The 17,333-nt window shown below is 69.7% G+C and carries 12 protein-coding genes and 2 tRNA genes; 4 read left to right on the plus strand and 10 right to left on the minus strand.

Translation table 11 applies throughout. The features are described from left to right. Positions 1-9 precede the first annotated feature (9 nt). The 6 genes from JOY88_RS03145 to JOY88_RS03170 form a co-directional block, all read right to left on the minus strand. Positions 10-1,251, minus strand: a complete 1,242-nt coding sequence (locus JOY88_RS03145; RefSeq protein WP_293500321.1) for a tyrosine-type recombinase/integrase — start codon at positions 1,249-1,251, stop codon at positions 10-12. A 189-nt stretch (positions 1,252-1,440) separates the two neighbouring features. After that, positions 1,441-1,517: transfer RNA gene (locus JOY88_RS03150), tRNA-Arg, on the minus strand. Positions 1,518-1,532: 15 nt separating this feature from the next. After that, complete coding sequence (locus tag JOY88_RS03155) at positions 1,533-3,512, minus strand: OPT family oligopeptide transporter (protein WP_293500323.1); 1,980 nt, start codon at positions 3,510-3,512, stop codon at positions 1,533-1,535. A gap of 173 nt (positions 3,513-3,685) precedes the next feature. Then, positions 3,686-3,762, minus strand: a tRNA-Pro gene (locus JOY88_RS03160). Positions 3,763-3,777: 15 nt separating this feature from the next. Continuing rightward, a complete protein-coding gene (locus tag JOY88_RS03165) occupies positions 3,778-6,993 on the minus strand; it encodes a UvrD-helicase domain-containing protein (RefSeq protein ID WP_293500325.1) in 3,216 nt (1,071 codons plus the stop codon). Further along, the gene (locus tag JOY88_RS03170) at positions 6,990-9,632 is read right to left on the minus strand and encodes a PD-(D/E)XK nuclease family protein (protein WP_293500327.1); all 2,643 of its coding nucleotides are present in this window, start codon (positions 9,630-9,632) and stop codon (positions 6,990-6,992) included. Before JOY88_RS03170 ends, JOY88_RS03165 begins: the two co-directional genes overlap by 4 nt. A 149-nt stretch (positions 9,633-9,781) precedes the next feature. Between JOY88_RS03170 and trxA the strand changes: the two genes are divergently transcribed. The 4 genes from trxA (at position 9,782) to JOY88_RS03190 (ending at position 13,806) form a co-directional block, all read left to right on the plus strand. Then, positions 9,782-10,111 carry a thioredoxin TrxA gene (gene trxA, locus JOY88_RS03175; protein ID WP_056195487.1) on the plus strand — a complete coding sequence of 110 codons (330 nt, stop codon included), beginning with the start codon at positions 9,782-9,784 and terminating at the stop codon, positions 10,109-10,111. Between the two features lie 255 nt (positions 10,112-10,366). After that, positions 10,367-11,632: a transcription termination factor Rho gene (gene rho / locus JOY88_RS03180; RefSeq protein ID WP_293500330.1), complete on the plus strand. Its 1,266-nt coding sequence runs from the start codon at positions 10,367-10,369 to the stop codon at positions 11,630-11,632. Between the two features lie 127 nt (positions 11,633-11,759). After that, positions 11,760-12,011: a type B 50S ribosomal protein L31 gene (locus tag JOY88_RS03185; protein ID WP_293500331.1), complete on the plus strand. Its 252-nt coding sequence runs from the start codon at positions 11,760-11,762 to the stop codon at positions 12,009-12,011. Positions 12,012-12,171: 160 nt separating this feature from the next. Beyond that, positions 12,172-13,806, plus strand: a complete 1,635-nt coding sequence (locus tag JOY88_RS03190) for a hypothetical protein (RefSeq protein ID WP_293500333.1) — start codon at positions 12,172-12,174, stop codon at positions 13,804-13,806. Here JOY88_RS03190 and phoR read toward each other — a convergent pair. The 4 genes from phoR to pstB all read right to left on the minus strand — a co-directional run. Then, a complete protein-coding gene (gene phoR, locus JOY88_RS03195; RefSeq protein WP_293500334.1) occupies positions 13,800-15,170 on the minus strand; it encodes a phosphate regulon sensor histidine kinase PhoR in 1,371 nt (456 codons plus the stop codon). The two genes, JOY88_RS03190 and phoR, sit on opposite strands and share 7 nt — an antisense overlap. A gap of 16 nt (positions 15,171-15,186) precedes the next feature. Further along, the gene (phoB, locus tag JOY88_RS03200; protein WP_293500335.1) at positions 15,187-15,888 is read right to left on the minus strand and encodes a phosphate regulon transcriptional regulator PhoB; all 702 of its coding nucleotides are present in this window, start codon (positions 15,886-15,888) and stop codon (positions 15,187-15,189) included. A 2-nt stretch (positions 15,889-15,890) separates the two neighbouring features. Further along, the gene (gene phoU, locus JOY88_RS03205) at positions 15,891-16,598 is read right to left on the minus strand and encodes a phosphate signaling complex protein PhoU (protein ID WP_293500336.1); all 708 of its coding nucleotides are present in this window, start codon (positions 16,596-16,598) and stop codon (positions 15,891-15,893) included. 13 nt (positions 16,599-16,611) lie between these two features. Next, the coding region (gene pstB, locus JOY88_RS03210; protein WP_293500337.1) for a phosphate ABC transporter ATP-binding protein PstB at positions 16,612-17,333 on the minus strand (722 nt) is incomplete at its 5' end.

Consider the following 17,333-nt stretch of genomic DNA (forward strand, 5'->3'; position numbering starts at 1 on the left):
CCGCGACGCTCACCCCTTCTTGAACTGGAGCACCTGGGCGCCGACCCGGAGCTGGTCGAGGTAATCCGCCCAGGCCTGCATGAGGGTCTTGCGCTGCGCCATGAACTCGGCGCGGTCATAGGCCATGCCCAACGGCCCAGACTTGCCGTGCGCGAGCTGGGCCTCGATGACGTCAGGCGACACGCCGGGCAGACGCTCGACGATCAGCGTGCGGGCCATCGCGCGGAAGCCGTGCGGGGTCATCTCGCCGTTGCTGTAGCCCAGCCGGCGCAGCGCGACGCGAACGGTGTTCTCGCTCATGCACTTCTCGCCGGTCAGCAGCGACGGGAACACGTAGCGGCCGTGGCCCGTGAGCGGCTGCAGTTCCTTCAGGACCGCCACAGCTTGCGGCGCCAGCGGCACCAGGTGCGGGCGGCCGTTCTCCTTGCCGTGCAGGGTGCGCTTCATCTTGGCGGCCGGGATCGTCCACAGGCCGGCGTCGATGTCGACCTCGGCCCACTCCATCGCCCGGATGTTGCCCGGGCGTTGGAACAGCAGGGCCGACAGCAGCAGCGCAGCGCGGGTCGCTGGCTGGCCAGAGTAGGCGTCGATGGCGCGCATCAGGTCACCAGCGCCGGCCGGCTCCAGCAGCGCCGCCATGTGCTTCACCTTCACCGGCTGCAGCGCGCCGTTGAGGTCGGGAGCCGGGTCACGCTCGCAGCGACCGGTCTGGACGCCGTAGCGAAACACCTGGCCGGCGGTCTGGCGCAGCGTGTGCGCGGTCTCGATGGCCCCACGCTTCTCCACCCGGCGCAGCGCGTCCAGCAGCAACGGGGCGGTGATGTTCCCCATGGGCATGGCGCCGATGTGGGGGAACAGATCCTTCTCCATGCGCTCGATCCAGCGGGCGGCGTACTTCGGGCTCCAGCCGACCTTCTTCGTCTCGAAGCACTCGCGGGCCACGGCCTCGAAGGTCTGGGCGCCGGCAGCCTTGCTGATGACCTTGGCGACGCGACGGGCCTGGACAGGGTCTTCACCCTCGCTCCGCGCCTTGCGGGCCTTGTCGCGCCCTTCCCTGGCGTCCTTGAGGCTGACCAGCGGGTAGTTGCCCAGCGCCAGGCGCTTCTCCTTGCCGCCGAACCGGTACTTCACAAACCAGCGCTTGGAGCCGGTCGCCGCCACTTCGAGGTACAGGCCCCCAGCATCAGCGAACCGGGCGCGAGGCTTGTCAGCGGGGCAACTGGCGTTGCGGCAGGCGGCGTCTGTGAGCATGGGGAACGGCCTCTTGGGGGAACGTATTCCCCCACTGCGGGGGAATCGCCGATTTGTTCCCCTGGATGTTCCCCCTGTCCCCCCTGGCTGTAAAGGGCCATCCTCGGACGTCCACGAACAATAAAGGCGCCTAAACCGTTGAAACGGCTAGGCGCCTTGGACGTTGGCGGATGTTGTCGGCGCTAAATTTGGCCTGCCCGGAGGGACTCGAACCCCCGACCTGCTGCTTAGAAGGCAGCTGCTCTATCCAGTTGAGCTACGGGCAGACGAAAACCTGATTATCAAATCAGCACGTTGATGATGGCGTTGCCGATGCCCATCAGCGCGGCGCCGGAGATGAGACCGGCGCAGATCGGCTCCATGCCGTCGACCCAGACGCGCCAGCCCTTCGTGCCGGGCGTCTTGTGCTTGCGGCCCATGATGAAGAAGACCAGCGCGCCGACGAACATGGCCAGCACGGACTCCGGCGGCAGCACGACGCCCAGGCCCGTGGCAACGGCCGATATCGGGAAACGGCCCTTGGTCTTGATGCGGGCGATCTCCATGGCCACGGCGGCCAGGGCGGCGACGCCCATCGAGATCAGCGCCGACGTCGGCAGGCCCTTCAGACCCTTGGCAATGATGTCGGCCACGCCCTTCCACTGCAGGGCTGCGGGCATTGCGAACTGGTCGGACACCAGCGTCGACACGCTGCGCACGCCATGGGCATCAGGCGTCAGGAACAGCAGGTAGAACAGCGGCACGCAGACCAGCACGCCGGCCAGGTTGCCGATGACGTGGCCTATGGCCTGGTGGCGCGGCTTGCCGCCCAGCATGTAGCCGGGCTTGATGTCGGACAGCAGGTTGGCCGCGTTGGACGCGATCTCGCTGGTCATGCCGGCCGGCAGCAGGTTGGAGCCGGGGTTGCTGCGGTCGATGGCACCCATCGTGAACTGCGTGATCTTGGACAGCGAGCCCGTGGGCGTCCAGGAGGTCAGCGCCATGGAGTTGGTGCAGATGATGGTCAGCACGAAGATCAGCGGCAGCGACACCAGCGCCAGCCAGAACGGCACGCCAAAGAAGACATGGGTCACGTAGCTGCCCAGCACGCTGAACACCGGCACGCCGATGTAGCTGATCCACAGCGGCACCTCGATGTCCTTCAGCAGGTCGTTGCCGCCGCCCTTGGCGGCCGCGGGCTTGCGCTTGAAGGCGCTCTTGAAGATCTCGGGCTTGGCCAGCAGGCCGACCAGGGCGCCGACGACCATCATCGTCACGCCCCACCACAGCGACCACTGGTTGACGATCTCGGCGCGGTTCAGCGGCACCAGCACGCCATCGGCGCCCAGGCGCGGCGCGATGTCGCCGGCCTGGATCATCAGCGGCGCCAGCACGGCGAAATTGATGAAGCCACCCAGGAAGCAGCTCGTCGCGACGGCCATGCCCATCAGGCCGCCGACGCCCAGCATGGCGGCGTCCAGCGTGACGCGCAGGCCCAGCTGGCGGATGTCCGTGCCCAGGATGGTGGGGATGAGCGCCGTCGTCTTGCCGGCCCAGGCGTAGTAGTACTGGTCCAGGCGCTCGTGCAGATGCCAGGGCTCCTTCACGCCGGCCCACTTGTCCAGCATCAGGATCTTGAACTGCACCAGCTTCATCCAGCCATCGCTGACCAAGGCCTGGTAGAGCGCCGTGAAGCCGCCAACGACGCCCAGCAGCTTGGCCTTGAAGATGCCTTCGTCACCGGCGCCGTGGTAGAGCGAGTCCAGCACCACGCCGCAGGCGCGGCCTTCGGGGAACGGCGCCTGGTCCTCGTTGATGAAGCGGCGCTTCAGCGGGAAGGCCAGCAGCACGCCGATCAGCGCGACGACGAAGATCCAGATCATCAGCTGCCACCAGGGCGGGATGATGCCGGTCACCAGCATGTAGGCCGCGAGGCTGGAGAACAGCGGCGTGGCCACATAGCCCGCCGCGGTGGCGATGGACTGGGTGCAGTTGTTCTCCAGGATGGTGTAGTCCTGGGCGAAACCGCTGGCGTGCAGCGCACGGAACAGCGCGAAGGCCAGGATCACCGAGGTCAGGCCCACGCCGATGGCGATGCCGGTCTTGGCGCCGATGTACAGCCCCGTGGCAGAGAGGATGCCGCCGAGCAGGAAGCCGGTGAAGCCCGAGCGCAGCGTCAGCTGCGCCATGTCGCCGCGAAAGACGTTCTTGAACCACCACTCGTCCTTTTGGGCGCGTGTCCAGGTGGCGATCTGCTCGTCGGTCAGGTGTTGGAGTGCCATGGGATCTCGGGCGGCGCTTGTGGCCCCGCCTGGGTTGAAGCAAAAACTGCGGATTGTCCCGGTCGACCGATCGGTCGGGCTTCGGGGGATGCCCTCGGATCAAAATCCCGGGCGGCTTCAAAAAAAAAGAAACCCGCCGTGGCGCGGAGCCAGGGCGGGTTGCCGGAAAGGTTTGGTCGGGGCGGCGGGATTCGAACTCGCGACCCTCTGCTCCCAAAGCAGATGCGCTACCAGGCTGCGCTACGCCCCGATCAAGCCCGCCATTCTAGTCGACAAGAATGAAGCGTCCGGTGCCACTGATCAACGCGGCCCGCACGGGCTCGTCCGGCTGCAGCGCCTGCACCGCCGCGACATAGCCGCGCATCTGCGCCAGATAGGCCGTCTCGCGCTCCGGCGTGGCGCCCAGCTTGTAGTCCAGCACCCACCACGAGCCATCGCGGCGCTGCACGAGGCGGTCGATGCGCTGGTCTTCGCCGCCCTGCCCCACCGCCACCTCGTTGCCGGCCCAGAGCAGCTCGGCGGGGTCGAAGAAGGGCCGGCAGTCGGGGCTGGCGAGGATGGCCTTGGCGGCAACGGCCAGCTGTTCGCGCGACCTGGCGTCGAGGCCAAAGGCCTGGGCCGACGCGGCCATCAGCACGTCCAGTGGCTGTGCCTGGTCGGGCGCCGAGACCCATTCCAGCACGCGATGCAAGGCCTCGCCGACCTTGGCCTGGCGGGCGTCGCGGGCGGAGGCGTCCCGCTGGGGCGCGACCGGCGGCGCCTGCCAGCGCGGCAGCGACTGGAGCCGCGGCGCGGCGCCGTCGGTGCTCACGCCGCCGTCCAGCGCCAGGGGCCAGGAGCGCGCCAGCGGCTGCAGCCGGTCCCACCAACTCGTCGCCTGGCTGCGACTGGGCGTATGGCTCAGCACCAGCGCGCGACGCGCCCGCGTCAGCGCGACATAGAGGCCGTTGAGCTCCTCGCGCTCGCGCTCGCGGCGCTCCTCGTCGACCAGCGCCTGCAGCGACGGCGGCGGCCTGGCCTCCGAGGCCAGGAAGGCCGCGCGGCGCGGCGCCGGATGGCCCACCGGCCAGTCCAGCAGCAGGCCCAGCGTCTCGGCCTTGGGCGGCGCGGCATCGGTGTCGAGCAGGAAGACCACCTCGGCTTCGAGGCCCTTGGCGCCATGGATGGTCAGCAGCTGCACCGCGTCCGGCGCCGCGGCGGGCACGAACTTGACGGGCCGGCTCTTCAGCGCCCGCACGAAGCCGTAGAGCTGGGCATAACGGCCACCGTCCAGCTCAAGCGCCGCCTGCAGCAGCGCCTGCACGCTCTGCAGTCGCACGGCCGCATCGGCCGCGGGCACGGCCGCCGCGATGCGCGCCAGCAGTTCGCCCTCGTCGACGATGCGGTCCAGCAGCTCGTGCGGCGTGCGCAGCCGGGCCTGCCCGGCCCAGTCGCGCAGCAGTCCTTGCGCCCGCGCCAGCGCCGGGCTGGGCGCTTCCAGGCCTTGCAGCGCGTCCCACCAGCGGCGCCGCTCGGCAGGCGGGCGCCCCAGCCACTCGGCCGTACCGGCGGCCTCGGCCAGCGTCAGCAGATCGGCCTCGGTCGCGCCGAACAGCGGGCTGCGCAGCGCATGCGCCAGCGACAGGTCGTGGCCCGGCGAGGCCAGCGCATCCAGCAGCGCCAGCAGGTCGGCCACGTCGGGCAGCTCGGCCAGCGGCTGCTCCTCGGGCGCGGCATGGGGCACGCCGGCCGCCGTCAGCGCGGCGCTGAGCTGGCGCAGCGGGTCGCGCTTGCGGGCCAGCACGAAAAGGTCGCCGGGCTTCAGCTCGGGCCGCGCCCTCAGCAGGCCCACGATGGCCGCGCAGACGCGCTCGCACTCCGGCGCGCGCCGGCTGACCTCGGCCTCGTGGCGGGCCTCGGTCAGGCTGGGGCGCCAGCGCAGCGGGTCGATCTCGTCCTGCACGGCCGGGGCCGTGACCTCGGCGTCCAGCGCCCACAGCCCGGCCAGGCCGTCCACCTCCGCCACCTCGGTGGTGTGGAGGCGAAAGCCCTCATAGGCACCGGCGCGCTGCGCGCCGTCGAAGGCCGCGTTGACAGCGGCCAGCACCTCGGGCGCGTTGCGCCGGGTGTGGTCGCAGGCGAGGCGCACGCCGGCCAGGCCCGCGCAGACGAAGTCCTGCGCGGCAGCGAAGACGCGCGGGTCGGCGCGGCGGAAGCGGTAGATGCTCTGCTTGGGGTCGCCGACGATGAAGACCGACAGCGGCGAGCCCGCACCCGCGCCGGCATAGGCCTGCAGCCAGCCGTGCAAGGCCTGCCACTGCAGCGGGCTGGTGTCCTGGAACTCGTCGATGAGCAGGTGGCGCACCTGGGCGTCCAGGCGCTGCTGCACCCAGCCGGCGGTCTGCGCGTCGCCCAGCAGCGCGAGCGCGCCGCGCTCCAGGTCGTTCATGTCGACCAGGCCGCGTTCGCGCTTCAAGGCCTCGAAGTGGCCCACCAGCACCAGGGCAAGGCGGCGCATCGCGGCATGTTCGTCGGCGGCACGCTGCTGCGCGATGGCCGCCTGCAGTCGCTGCAGCTCCTCGCACAACTCGTCCAGGTCCGGGCTGGTTACGCCCAGCTTGCGCGGCTCGCCCTTCTGAGTGAACAGCGCGGCGAAGCAGGCCTCGAAGTCCTCGGCCTGCTCCAGCGCCGTGGCGGCATCCTGCGCCTTCTTGCCCTTGGCCTGACCGAGCTGGCGGGCCAGCGCGAGCAAAGGTTCGCGCAGGTGCGCGAAGAACTGCTCGGGCGTCGTGCCCAGCAGCTGCGCCGCGCCCGGCAGGCTGTTCTCCAGCACGCCGGCGGCCTCGGCCAGCCGCAGCTCCACACGCTTGGCGAAGGCGCCCAGCAGCCACTCGCGCAGGCTGAAGCGGCCGCGCGACTGCGTCAGCGCCTGGAAGTCGGCTCGCAGCGCCTCGTCCGCCAGCACGGCGACGTGGAAGCGCCGCCACAGCGTGGGCATCAGCTCTTCCTCGTCCTCGACGAGCTGCAGCTCCGGCGCGATGCCCTGCTCCTGCAGGAAGGCCAGCGGCGCCGCTCGCAGCAGTTGCGAGAACCAGCCATGGAAGGTGCGCACCTCGACCGCCCGGCCGCCGCGCAGCAGCTCGGCCTGCAGCGTGGCCAGGCGCGGCCGCAGCACGACGGCCTCGTCGGCCGCGATGCCGCGCTGGTTCAGCGCCGCGAGCTGCTCGGCCTCCGGCGCCCGCGCGAACTCGGCCAGCCATTCGGCCAGGCGCTCGCGCATCTCGCCGGCGGCCTTGCGCGTGAAGGTGATGGCGACGATCTGCTGCGGCTCGGCGCCGGCCAGCAGTGCTCGCAGGATGCGCGACACCAGCATCCAGGTCTTGCCCGCGCCGGCGCAGGCCTCGACGACGATGCTGCGCGCCGGGTCGCAGGCGAGCGCATAGAAATGCTCGCGCGGAATGCGTTGGCCATCGGCCCAATAGGCGAGTTCGGCGCCGCTCATGTCCAGTCTCCGTCCGTCGGGCCGCTCCCAAGGGCGCCGGCGCCCCCTGGGGGCGCAGTCTGCGTATTCGCAGGCATGGGGCCCCAGTCATCCTTGCGGCACAAGCCGCGCGCTTCACAGAAATCGCAGACCTTGCCTTCGCCCAGCGCCGGCAACGGGGCTCCGTCACGGATGGCCAGGAGATCGGCCTGCAGGCCGTCGCGCAACGCCCGCGCCGTGTCGCCGACGTCCTCGTGCGGCAGCAGCACGATGCCCTTGCCGTCGTCCAGCACGAGGTAGGCCGCCTGCAGCCCCGGCCCGGCTCCGCTGAGCAGCGCATAGGTGGCGAGCTGGGTGTCCTCCAGCCTGGCGGCGACCTTGTCCTTGAGCCCCTTGGCGTCGCCGGTCTTGTAGTCCAGCAGCCAGGTGCCCGCGGGCGAGTCGTCGATGCGGTCGATACGCCCCCTGACCACCAGAGCGTCCAGCGGCGCCGCAAAGGGCGTGCATTGGCGGTCCACCTCGCCAGCGGCGAAGCGCTGTCCACCTGCCTCGGTCTCGGCCAGCCACGCCAGGTAGAGCGGGCGCAGGCGTTCGAAGGCAGCCGAGAAGGGCAGGAAGTCGGCCGCATCCAGCAGCGCCAGCTCGGCCTCGGCCGCCGCGCGCAGGGCGGCATCGTCGTCCCCGGCGCGCGACTCGTGGAAGCGCTTCAGCACCGCATGCAGCCAGGTGCCGTAGTCGCGCTTGGTGGTCTCCTGCTCCAGTTCGTCGGCCTCGCGCAGGCCCAGCACGACGCGGCTGAAGAACTGGTAGGGGCAGTTGCGCAATGCGTCGATGGCGCTGGCGCTCAAGGCGGCCGGCAGGCGGCCGCCGGCATCGGCGGCGGCGCGGGCCCGCGGCTGCGACGGCGCGGCGCCGGACACGCGCTCGTCGAACCACTGCGGCAGCACCAGGCCCGCCCGGGCCGCGGCGCCGGCCAGACGCTCAAGCAGCGGGCTGGCCGGCAAGGGCTCGGCGCCCGCGAAGGTGCAACGCAGCAGGGTCAGGACCGGCGCGCGCAGCAGCTGCGCAAAGCCCAGCGCCTCGGCCTCGCGGCGCTCCGCCAAACTGGGCAGGCCCAGTGCGGCCGCGTCGGCGTCGGACAGCAGGCCGGCCTGTGGATTGACCGGCCCCAACGTCGCCGCATCCGCGCCGGGCAGCACGATGGCTCCGAAGGGCCGCAGCATCGCGCGCGCCAGCGGCGTGATGACGACCTCGGCAGCCGCCACCTCCTCGGCGGACTTGAACTGGGCGGCCTCCAGCGTCTCGTCCACCCAGGCCAGGAATTCGTCAGGGCGCAGCCGCGTCTGCGCCAGCGCCGCTTCGTGGGCACTGCCGGCCCAGGGGTTGCGCGAGATCCACAGCGTCTCCAGCAGCGCCTCCCCGCCTTCGACCTCGGTCAGTGGCGCCAGGCCGTGCAGCGCCTGGCCCAGCGCCACCAGCCAGCCACCCAGCGAGCGCGCGCCGCCGGCCAGCGGTTCGAGCTGGCGGCGCGCTCGCTGCCAGGTCGCGCCCAGCGCGGGCGGCAGCGCTGCCGCGTCAAGCTGCGCCGCCTGGCGCCAGCCGAAGCGTCGGCAGCGCGCCTCCAGACCCGCGACGTCCCAGTCGGCGGCTAGGGACGATTTCAGCCAGGCCAGCCAGTCGTCCAGGGCGCCACCGGCCAACGCTGCGCGAAGCAGCGCCATCAGCGCCGCTGCGGCAGGCGTGGTCGCCAGCGTCCACCCGGTCTCGTCGTGCACCGGCACGCCCTGGCGCGCCAGCAGCGCGCGCACGCGGCGGATGACGACGCGGTCCTGGGCCAGCAGCGCGACGGGCCGTCGACCGGCGTTGAGATGCTGGATGACGGCAGTGGCGGTCTGCGCGGCCAGCGTCTCGAAGTCCGGCGCAACGGCATCCTCGGAGCGTGCGGCGGGCGTGAAGCCGGTCCAGGCCTGGTCGAGGTCCAGGTCAGCGTCCAGGCACAAGGCCGGCACGTCGCCCGCCAGCAGCGCCTGGGCCAGCGGGTCGGGACCACCGGCGCGCAGCCAGATCCAGGCGCTGGGGCGCAGCGCGAACAAGCTGTCGGTGGCCGGGCGGCGCTCGTCGGACGCGACCCAGGCCAGCGCCACCTGGGCCAGAGCCCGTTCCAGCAGGCCGGGGCCGGCGTCCAGCGCGGCCAGACGCTGGCGCGCCGCGTCCAGGAAGGCCGGGCGCTGCCCAGGCGGCACCTGGGCGGCGGCGCGGGACAGAGCCTGGGCGGTATCGACAAGTCGGGCCAGCGCGACGCGATAGTCGCGCGGGTTGCCGCGCTTGAGTGGCTGCACCCAGCTCTGGCCGGCCAGCAGGCGGTCGGCCGTGAAGGCGTCGATGGCGGCGTCGCCGGAGAGCTGGTCCGGCGACGCCAGCGCCGTCGGCCCGAGGGCCGAGGCCAGGCTGTGGCTGGTCGTGATGCGCGGCAGCCAGCCGCCGCGGGCCATGAAGGCGCGCCGCGCGGGGGCCAGTTGCTGTGCGAACGGCAGCAGCAGCACGGCGTCGCGCAGCGGCGCACCCTGACCCTGCAGCCAGTCGGCGCAGCCGGCGGCGACGCGCCGCCAGAAGGCCTCGATGTCTTCTCCGGGCGCCAGGCCCAGGCTGATTACTTGCAATCCGGGCCTCCCACCCTCATGTCTGCCATCGCTTCTTCGGTCACCCTCGTGGCCGTCCGGGCAAAAGTGGCTATGTCACAATGATTTTGCCTATTCGGACGGCCCCACCCGCGGTGACCGCCAACCCTCTGAGGCCAAGGAACCCTCCCATGAGCAGCGAATTGATCAAGCATGTTTCCGACGCGTCCTTCGACGCCGACGTGATCCAGTCCGGCAAGCCGGTGCTGGTGGACTACTGGGCCGAATGGTGCGGCCCCTGCAAGATGATCGCGCCCATCCTGGACGAGGTCGCCACCGGCTACGGTGACAAGCTGCAGATCGCCAAGATGAACGTGGACGAGAACCGCGAGGTGCCGGCCAAGTTCGGCATCCGCGGCATCCCGACGCTGATGCTGTTCAAGGACGGCCAGCTCGCCGCGACCAAGGTCGGCGCCCTCTCCAAGGCCCAGTTGACCGCATTCCTCGACGCGAACCTATAATCGCGTTCAACTGCTGCGGCGCCCAGCGCGCCTCCCGGTGCCTCGCCGCAGCAGCCAAAGCCAACACGCCCCGGGTTGCCTGGTCACGAACCAGAGGCCCAGCCAGCGTGGACTCGGCCTCCCCTCCCTCCACTTTGTTGTCGAATTCGCGCCGTTCGCCGTTTGAGCGGTAGGCATTCGATGCTGTTCCGGGGCGGCCGTGATAACGCCGCAAGCGCCTTGGCTGGCGCTGCGGCCCCTGACGGGTGTTCACCCATGCATCTTTCCGAACTCAAAGCCCTCCACGTCTCCGCCCTCATCCAGATGGGCGAGGAGCTGGAAATCGACAACGTCACCCGCCTGCGCAAGCAGGAGCTGATGTTCGCCATCATGAAGAAGCGCGCCAAGGCTGGCGAGCAGGTCTTCGGCGATGGCGTGCTCGAAGTGCTGCCCGACGGCTTCGGCTTCCTGCGCTCGATCGAGGCCAGCTACATGGCCTCCACGGACGACATCTACCTGTCGCCCAGCCAGATCCGCCGCTTCAACCTGCACACCGGTGACCTGGTGGAAGGCGAGGTGCGCGTGCCCAAGGACGGCGAACGCTACTTTGCTCTCGTGAAGGTCGACCGCGTCAACAACCAGACGCCGGAGGAGAGCAAGAACAAGATCATGTTCGAGAACCTGACGCCCTTGTTCCCCAAGGAGCAGTTCAAGCTCGAGCGTGAAGGCTTCAAGGGCGAGGAGAACATCACCGGCCGCATCATCGACCTGATCGCCCCCATCGGCAAAGGCCAGCGTGCGCTGATCGTGTCGCAGCCCAAGACGGGCAAGACCGAGATGATGAAGAGCCTGGCCCATGCGCTGGTCGCCAACCATCCGGACTGCCACCTCATCGTGCTGCTTGTCGACGAGCGCCCCGAGGAAGTGACCGAGATGCTGCGCACCGTGCGCGGCGAGGTCATCAGCTCCACCTTCGACGAGCCCGCCGCCCGTCACGTGCAGGTGGCCGAGATGGTCATCGAGCGCGCCAAGCGTCTGGTCGAGCTGAAGAAGGACGTGATCATCCTGCTGGACTCGATCACCCGCCTGGCCCGCGCCTACAACAACGTGCTGCCCAGCTCCTGCAAGGTGCTGACCGGCGGCGTCGACGCCAACGCGCTGCAGCGCCCCAAGCGCTTCTTCGGCGCGGCGCGCAACATCGAGGAAGGCGGATCGCTGACCATCATCGGCACGGCCCTCATCGACACCGGCTCCAAGATGGACGAGGTGATCTACGAAGAGTTCAAGGGCACCGGCAATTGCGAAATCCACCTGGACAGGCGCATGGCCGAGAAGCGCGTCTACCCGTCCATCCTGATCAACAAGTCGGGCACCCGCCGCGAGGAGTTGCTGCTCAAGCCCGAGATCCTGCAAAAGAGCTGGATCCTGCGCAAGCTGCTCTACAACATGGACGAGATCGAGGCGATGGAGTTCATCCTCGACAAGATGAAGGCGTCGAAGAACAACCTGGACTTCTTCGACATGATGCGGCGCGGCGGGTAAGCCTCACACCCGAAACTAGCCAAACCGCAGGGAAGCCGGCTACAATTGCCGGTTTTCCGCCCAGACACCTTCGGAAAGTGCACCAGCCAGCGCTGATGTGGCTCCCGACCTAAGCCAAGAGGTTCCCATGAAAGAAGGCATTCACCCCAACTACCGCGAAGTCGCGTTCGTTGACCTGTCCAACGGCTTCCAGTTCGTGACGCGCTCGACCGTCCAGACCAAGGAAACCATCGAGATCGACGGCAAGACCATGCCGCTGGTGAAGCTGGAAACCACCAGCGAGTCGCACCCCTTCTACACGGGCACGCAGAAGAGCGTGGACAACCTGGGCGGCCGCGTCGAGAAGTTCCGCAACAAGTTCGCTCACCTCAAGAAGTAATTCGTCGCGGCGGTCTCGCACCGCTTGTCGAGCGCAAGGGCAGCCTCCAGGCTGCCCTTTGTCGTTTCTGCAGCCCTGGCCCTCCTTTGTCATAGGCGCCAGCGGCCGGCCCGTCCGTTCTGCGGCATCATGCCGGCCGACTCGATCCAAGCCTTCTCGCGTGAATCTCCCCACCCCCGCCATCGTCGCCGAACGCGGCGCCGAACGCCTGCCGCGCCTGGCGCTGATCCTGCTGTGCGCGGCCTATGTGCTGCCCGGCATCTTCGGTCGCAATCCCTGGCGCAATGCCGACCTGACGGCCTTCGGCTTCATGGCCAGCATCGCCGAGGGGCGCGCGCCCTGGTGGCAGCCCGCCATCGCCGGCATTCCGGCCGAGGGCGGGCCGCTGCCCTACTGGCTGGGCGCGCTGGCCATCAAGGCCCTGCCCTTTCTCGACGAGCCCGTCGCGGCCCGCCTGCCCTACGCGCTGGTGCTGGTCGGCGTGCTGGTGGCTGTCTGGTACACCTGCTTCCACCTCGCCCGTACCGAGGCGGCACAGCCGGTCGCCTTCGCCTTCGGCGGCGAGGCCCAGGCCGTGGACTACGCCCGCGCGCTGGCCGACGGCGCGCTGCTTGCGCTGATGGCCTCGCTGGGCCTGCTGCGGCTCGGCCACGAGACGACGCCCGAGCTGCTGCAGCTGCTGGCCATTTCCGTCTACATCTACGGCCTGGCCGCCGCGCCCTTTCGCCCCGGCCGGGCGCGTTGGGCCGTGCTGCTCGCGCTGCCGGTGCTGGCCGCCAGCGGCGCGCCGACCGTCGCCTGCATCCTCGGCCTGCTGGGTGTGGTGCTCAACCGGCGGTCAAGCTACCAGGAGGCCAAGGCGCTGGGTCTGTGGCTGATTGGCGCACTCGTGCTGGCCGGGCTCGCCGCCTGGACCTTCGAGGGCTGGGCCTGGCGCGTCAAGCCCGGTATCGAGATCGGCCAGTTGCTGAGCCTGCTGGCCTGGTTCTGCTGGCCCTCCGGCCCGCTGGCGTTGTGGACGTTGTGGCGCTGGCGCCGTCATGGCCTGCGCCGCCACATCACGGTACCGGTCAGCGCCCTGCTCGTCCCGTTGATCGCCTGCATTGCGATGGAGGGGTCGGATCGCGCGCTGCTGCTCGCCCTGCCGTCGCTCGCCATCCTCGCCGCCTTCGCCCTGCCCACGCTCTCGCGCGGCTTCTCCGCGGCAGTCGACTGGTTCTCGGTGTTCTTCTTCAGCGCCACGGGGCTGTTCGCCTGGCTCTACTACGTCTCGATGCACACCGGCTGGCCGAAGACGCCGCTGGCCAACATGCGTCGCCTGGCCGCGGGCTTCGAGCCGCATTTCGGGCTGCGCGCCTTCGTGCTGGCACTGGTGGCAAGCGCCGCCTGGCTGGCCCTGGTGCGCTGGCGTACCGCCCGCCATCGCCATGCGCTGTGGAAGAGCCTGGCCCTGCCGGCTGGCGGCGTGGCGCTGGGCTGGCTGCTGGCCATGACGCTGCTGTTGCCGCCGCTGGACTACGCCCGCAGCCTTGCACCCCTGGTGGCACAGATCAAGGCCTACATCCCGGCCGACGCGCAATGCCTGGCGGCGCCGGACCAGGGCCTGCCGGTCCTGGCCGCGCTGGAATGGCATGGCGGCTGGCACGTGCAGGGCAGCGGTTCCCTGGCGGCGTCAAGCTGCCCCTACGCCATTCTCGCTGCCGGCCGCCCGACGCCCGCAGGTTGGCACGTCCTGGCCGAGATGCAAAAGCCGACGGACCGCAGCCCCAGCCTCTTGCTGCTGAGGCGTCAGTGATCCGACAGGGCCGCGGCGCCGCTGAAGGCGGCCTCGTCGCCCAGGGCCGAGTCGCTGGTGTGGCGCATGCGCGCTGCGGGGAAGACAAGGCGGAAGCGCGAGCCCTTGCCGACCTCGCTCTGGATCATCAGCTCGCCGCCATGGCGCTGCATGACGTGCTTGACGATGGACAGGCCCAGACCCGTGCCGCCGGTCTCGCGCGAGCGGCTGCCATCGACGCGGTAGAAGCGCTCGGTCAGGCGGGCAATGTGCTCGCGGGCGATGCCCGGACCCGTGTCAATGACGGTCAGCTCGCCGCTGCCATCCTCCAGCAGCCGCCAGGCCACCTCGATCTCGCCCCCATCCGGCGTGTAGCGCACGGCGTTGGTGACGAGGTTGGCGACGGCGCTCAGCAGCTCGCTCTCGACACCGGCCAGCTCCACGCCGGTACCCGGCGTCAGGCGCAGCCGATGGCGGCCGCCTGACAAGGCCTCGGCATCGGCCGCAATGCGCAGCAGCAGGCCGTCCAGGCCCACCCAGCGGTCCGGCGCCGGGCGCGGGCTGCCCTCCAGCTGGGCCAGCGTCAGCAGATCGGCCACCAGGGTCTGCATGCGGTCGGTCTGCTGCGTCATCAGCGCGATGACGCGTTCGCGCTCGACCGCCGTCAGCGGCAGCGTGTGCAAGGTCTCGATGAACCCCGACAGCACGGTCAGCGGCGTACGGATCTCGTGCGAGACGTTGGCGACGAAGTCGCGCCGCATCGCCTCGTTGCGCACGCGCTCGGTGATGTCCAGTGTCAGCACCAGGCGCATGCCCTCGCCGTACTCGCGCACGATGATGGACAGCGTGCCCGGGCCGCGGCCGTTGCCTAGAACCAGCGGCTCGGCATAGCTGCCAGCCTGCAGATAGGCGACGAAGGCCGGCGCGCGCACGAGGTTGGTGATGCGCTGGAGCAGGTCACGTTGCGGGTCGAGCGCGAAATGGTCGGCCGCAACGCGGTTGCACCAGACGATCTGCTCGTGCGAGTCCAGCAGCAGCACGCCGTTGGGCGAGGCCTCGATGGCGGACAGGAACTGCTCCAGCTCCAGCCGGCCGCGCGCCACCGCGCGGTCGCGGTCGCGCATGGCGCGCTCGACGCGGTAGCCCAGCTCGCCCCACAGCCCGGTGTCGCGCGGCGCGCTGTCGTGCTGGTTGCCGCGCAGCCAGCTCAACAGCCGGTTGCCGCGCACCGCGTCCACGAGCAGCACCAGCAGCACGCCGGCGACGACGCCGAGACCCAGGGCAAGGCTGTCGATGCCCGTGGCCGATTGCACGACCGCGCCGACGACAAACCCGAACAACGCGGCCCCGAGGGCCATCAGGAGCCGAGACAACAACCAGGTCATGAGGCCGGACGTGGGTTCAGGCGGGGAGCACGCTGCTCTGCTGCGTCAGCCGGTAGCCGGCGCCGCGGACGGTCTCGATCATGCGCGCGCATTGCACGCGCTCCAGTGCCTCGCGCAGGCGCTTGACGTGGACGTCGATGGTGCGCTCCTCGATGAAGACGTGGTCGCCCCAGACACGATCCAGCAGCTGCGAGCGACTGTGCACGCGCTCCGGGTGCGTCATCAGGAAGTGCAGCAGGCGGAACTCGGTGGGGCCCAGCTTGACCTCGGCGCCGTCGCGGCTGACACGGCGCGTACCCGGATCCAGCAGCAGCGGGCCGACCTCGACCGCGCTGTCCAAGGCCTCGGGCGCCTTGCGGCGCAGCACCGCACGGATGCGCGCCAGCAGCTCGTTGGTCGAGAAGGGCTTGGTGACGTAGTCGTCGGCACCCGCATCGAGGCCGGAGATCTTGTCCCCCTCCTCGGCGCGCGCCGTCAGCATGATGATGGGCAGCTCCTTGGTGCGCGCCGTGCTGCGCCATTGGCGAGCCAGCGCCACGCCGCTCTGACCCGGCAGCATCCAGTCCAGCACGACGAGATCGGGCAGCACCCGGTCCACCTCGTATTGGGCTTGCGCGGAACTGGCGGCCAGCGTGACCTCGAACCCGGCGTGGCGCAGGTTGATGGAGATCAGCTCGGCGATCGCCGATTCGTCTTCGACAACGAGAACACGACTCATGCTCACCTCACCATGGTCTCGACAGCCTCGGGCGAGGTGTGCCGGACGTCCTGGCCCTTGACCACGTAAATGGTCACCTCGGCCAGGTTCTTCGCGTGGTCGCCGACGCGCTCGATGGCCTTGGCGACGAAGACCAGGTCGATGGACGAGGAGATGGTGCGCGGGTCTTCCATCATGTAGGTGATGAGCTTGCGCAGCAGGCCGTCGAACTCCTTGTCGATCTCGTCGTCATGCTTGAGCACGTCCAGTGCCCGCTCCACGTCCAGGCGCGCGAAGGCGTCCAGCGCCTTGCGCAGCTGGCCGGTGGCCAGCTCGGCCTCGTAGGCCAGATCGGACATCGGCAGCCGCATGCGGCTGGAGACGCCGCTGGCCACCAGGCGCTGCACGGTGCGCGCGACGCGCGCGGCCTCGTCGCCGACGCGCTCCAGGTTGGCGATGCTCTTGCTGATGGCGATCAGCAGGCGCAGGTCGCGGGCCGTGGGCTGGCGGCGGGCGATGATGCTGGAGAGATCGCGATCGATCTCCACTTCCATCGCGTTCACGCGCTCTTCCTTGGCCAGCACGTCGTCGGCCGACTCGGCCGAGAAATCGACGAGGGCCTGCACGGCCTGCGCCACCTGGGCCTCGACGAGGCCGCCCATTTCGAGCACGCGGGTCGAGATGCCGCTGAGCTCGGCATCGAATTGGGTCGAGAGATGCTTGTCCACCATACCGTCTCCTTGATCAGCCGAAGCGACCGGTGATGTAGTCCTCAGTGTCCTTGCGCTTGGGCTTCATGAACAGCTCGGCCGTGGGGCCGAACTCGATCAGGTCGCCCAGGTACATATAGGCCGTGTAGTCCGAGCAGCGCGCAGCCTGCTGCATGTTGTGGGTCACGATGGCAACGGTGTAGTCGCTCTTGAGCTCGTGGATGAGCTCCTCGATCTTGCCGGTGGAGATCGGATCCAGCGCCGAGCAGGGCTCGTCGAGCAGCAGCACCTCGGGCTTGATGGCGATGCCGCGGGCAATGCACAGGCGCTGCTGCTGCCCGCCCGACAGGCCCGCGCCGGACTGCTGCAGCTTGTCCTTCACCTCGTTCCACAGCGCCGCCTTGCGCAGCGCCCACTCGACGCGCTCGTCCATTTCGACGCGGGGCAGGTCTTCGAACAGGCGCACGCCGAAGGCGATGTTGTCGTAGATCGACATCGGGAACGGCGTCGGCTTCTGGAACACCATGCCGACCTTGGCGCGGATCAGGCTGACGTCCAGGCCGGACTCGAGGATGTTCTGGCCGTCGACCACGATCTCGCCCTGCGCGCGCTGCTCGGGATAGAGCGCGTACATGCGGTTGAAGGTGCGCAGCAGCGTCGACTTGCCGCAACCGGACGGCCCGATGAAGGCCGTGACCTTTTTCTCCGGAATGTCCAGATTGATGTTCTTGAGCGCGTGGAACTTGCCGTAATAGA

Origin of the sequence: Roseateles sp., assembly GCF_019237615.1 — a bacterium.
Classification (GTDB): Bacteria; Pseudomonadota; Gammaproteobacteria; order Burkholderiales; family Burkholderiaceae_C; genus Pelomonas.

What these genes read in the sequence shown, in the direction of transcription:
- trxA (WP_056195487.1), top strand. Translation starts at nt 9,782, where the DNA reads ATGAGCAGCGAATTGATCAAGCATGTTTCCGACGCGTCCTTCGACGCC.
- JOY88_RS03155 (WP_293500323.1), bottom strand. Translation starts at nt 3,512, where the DNA reads ATGGCACTCCAACACCTGACCGACGAGCAGATCGCCACCTGGACACGC.
- phoB (WP_293500335.1), bottom strand. Translation starts at nt 15,888, where the DNA reads ATGAGTCGTGTTCTCGTTGTCGAAGACGAATCGGCGATCGCCGAGCTG.
- JOY88_RS03145 (WP_293500321.1), bottom strand. Translation starts at nt 1,251, where the DNA reads ATGCTCACAGACGCCGCCTGCCGCAACGCCAGTTGCCCCGCTGACAAG.
- phoR (WP_293500334.1), bottom strand. Translation starts at nt 15,170, where the DNA reads ATGACCTGGTTGTTGTCTCGGCTCCTGATGGCCCTCGGGGCCGCGTTG.
- JOY88_RS03165 (WP_293500325.1), bottom strand. Translation starts at nt 6,993, where the DNA reads ATGAGCGGCGCCGAACTCGCCTATTGGGCCGATGGCCAACGCATTCCG.
- rho (WP_293500330.1), top strand. Translation starts at nt 10,367, where the DNA reads ATGCATCTTTCCGAACTCAAAGCCCTCCACGTCTCCGCCCTCATCCAG.
- phoU (WP_293500336.1), bottom strand. Translation starts at nt 16,598, where the DNA reads ATGGTGGACAAGCATCTCTCGACCCAATTCGATGCCGAGCTCAGCGGC.
- JOY88_RS03185 (WP_293500331.1), top strand. Translation starts at nt 11,760, where the DNA reads ATGAAAGAAGGCATTCACCCCAACTACCGCGAAGTCGCGTTCGTTGAC.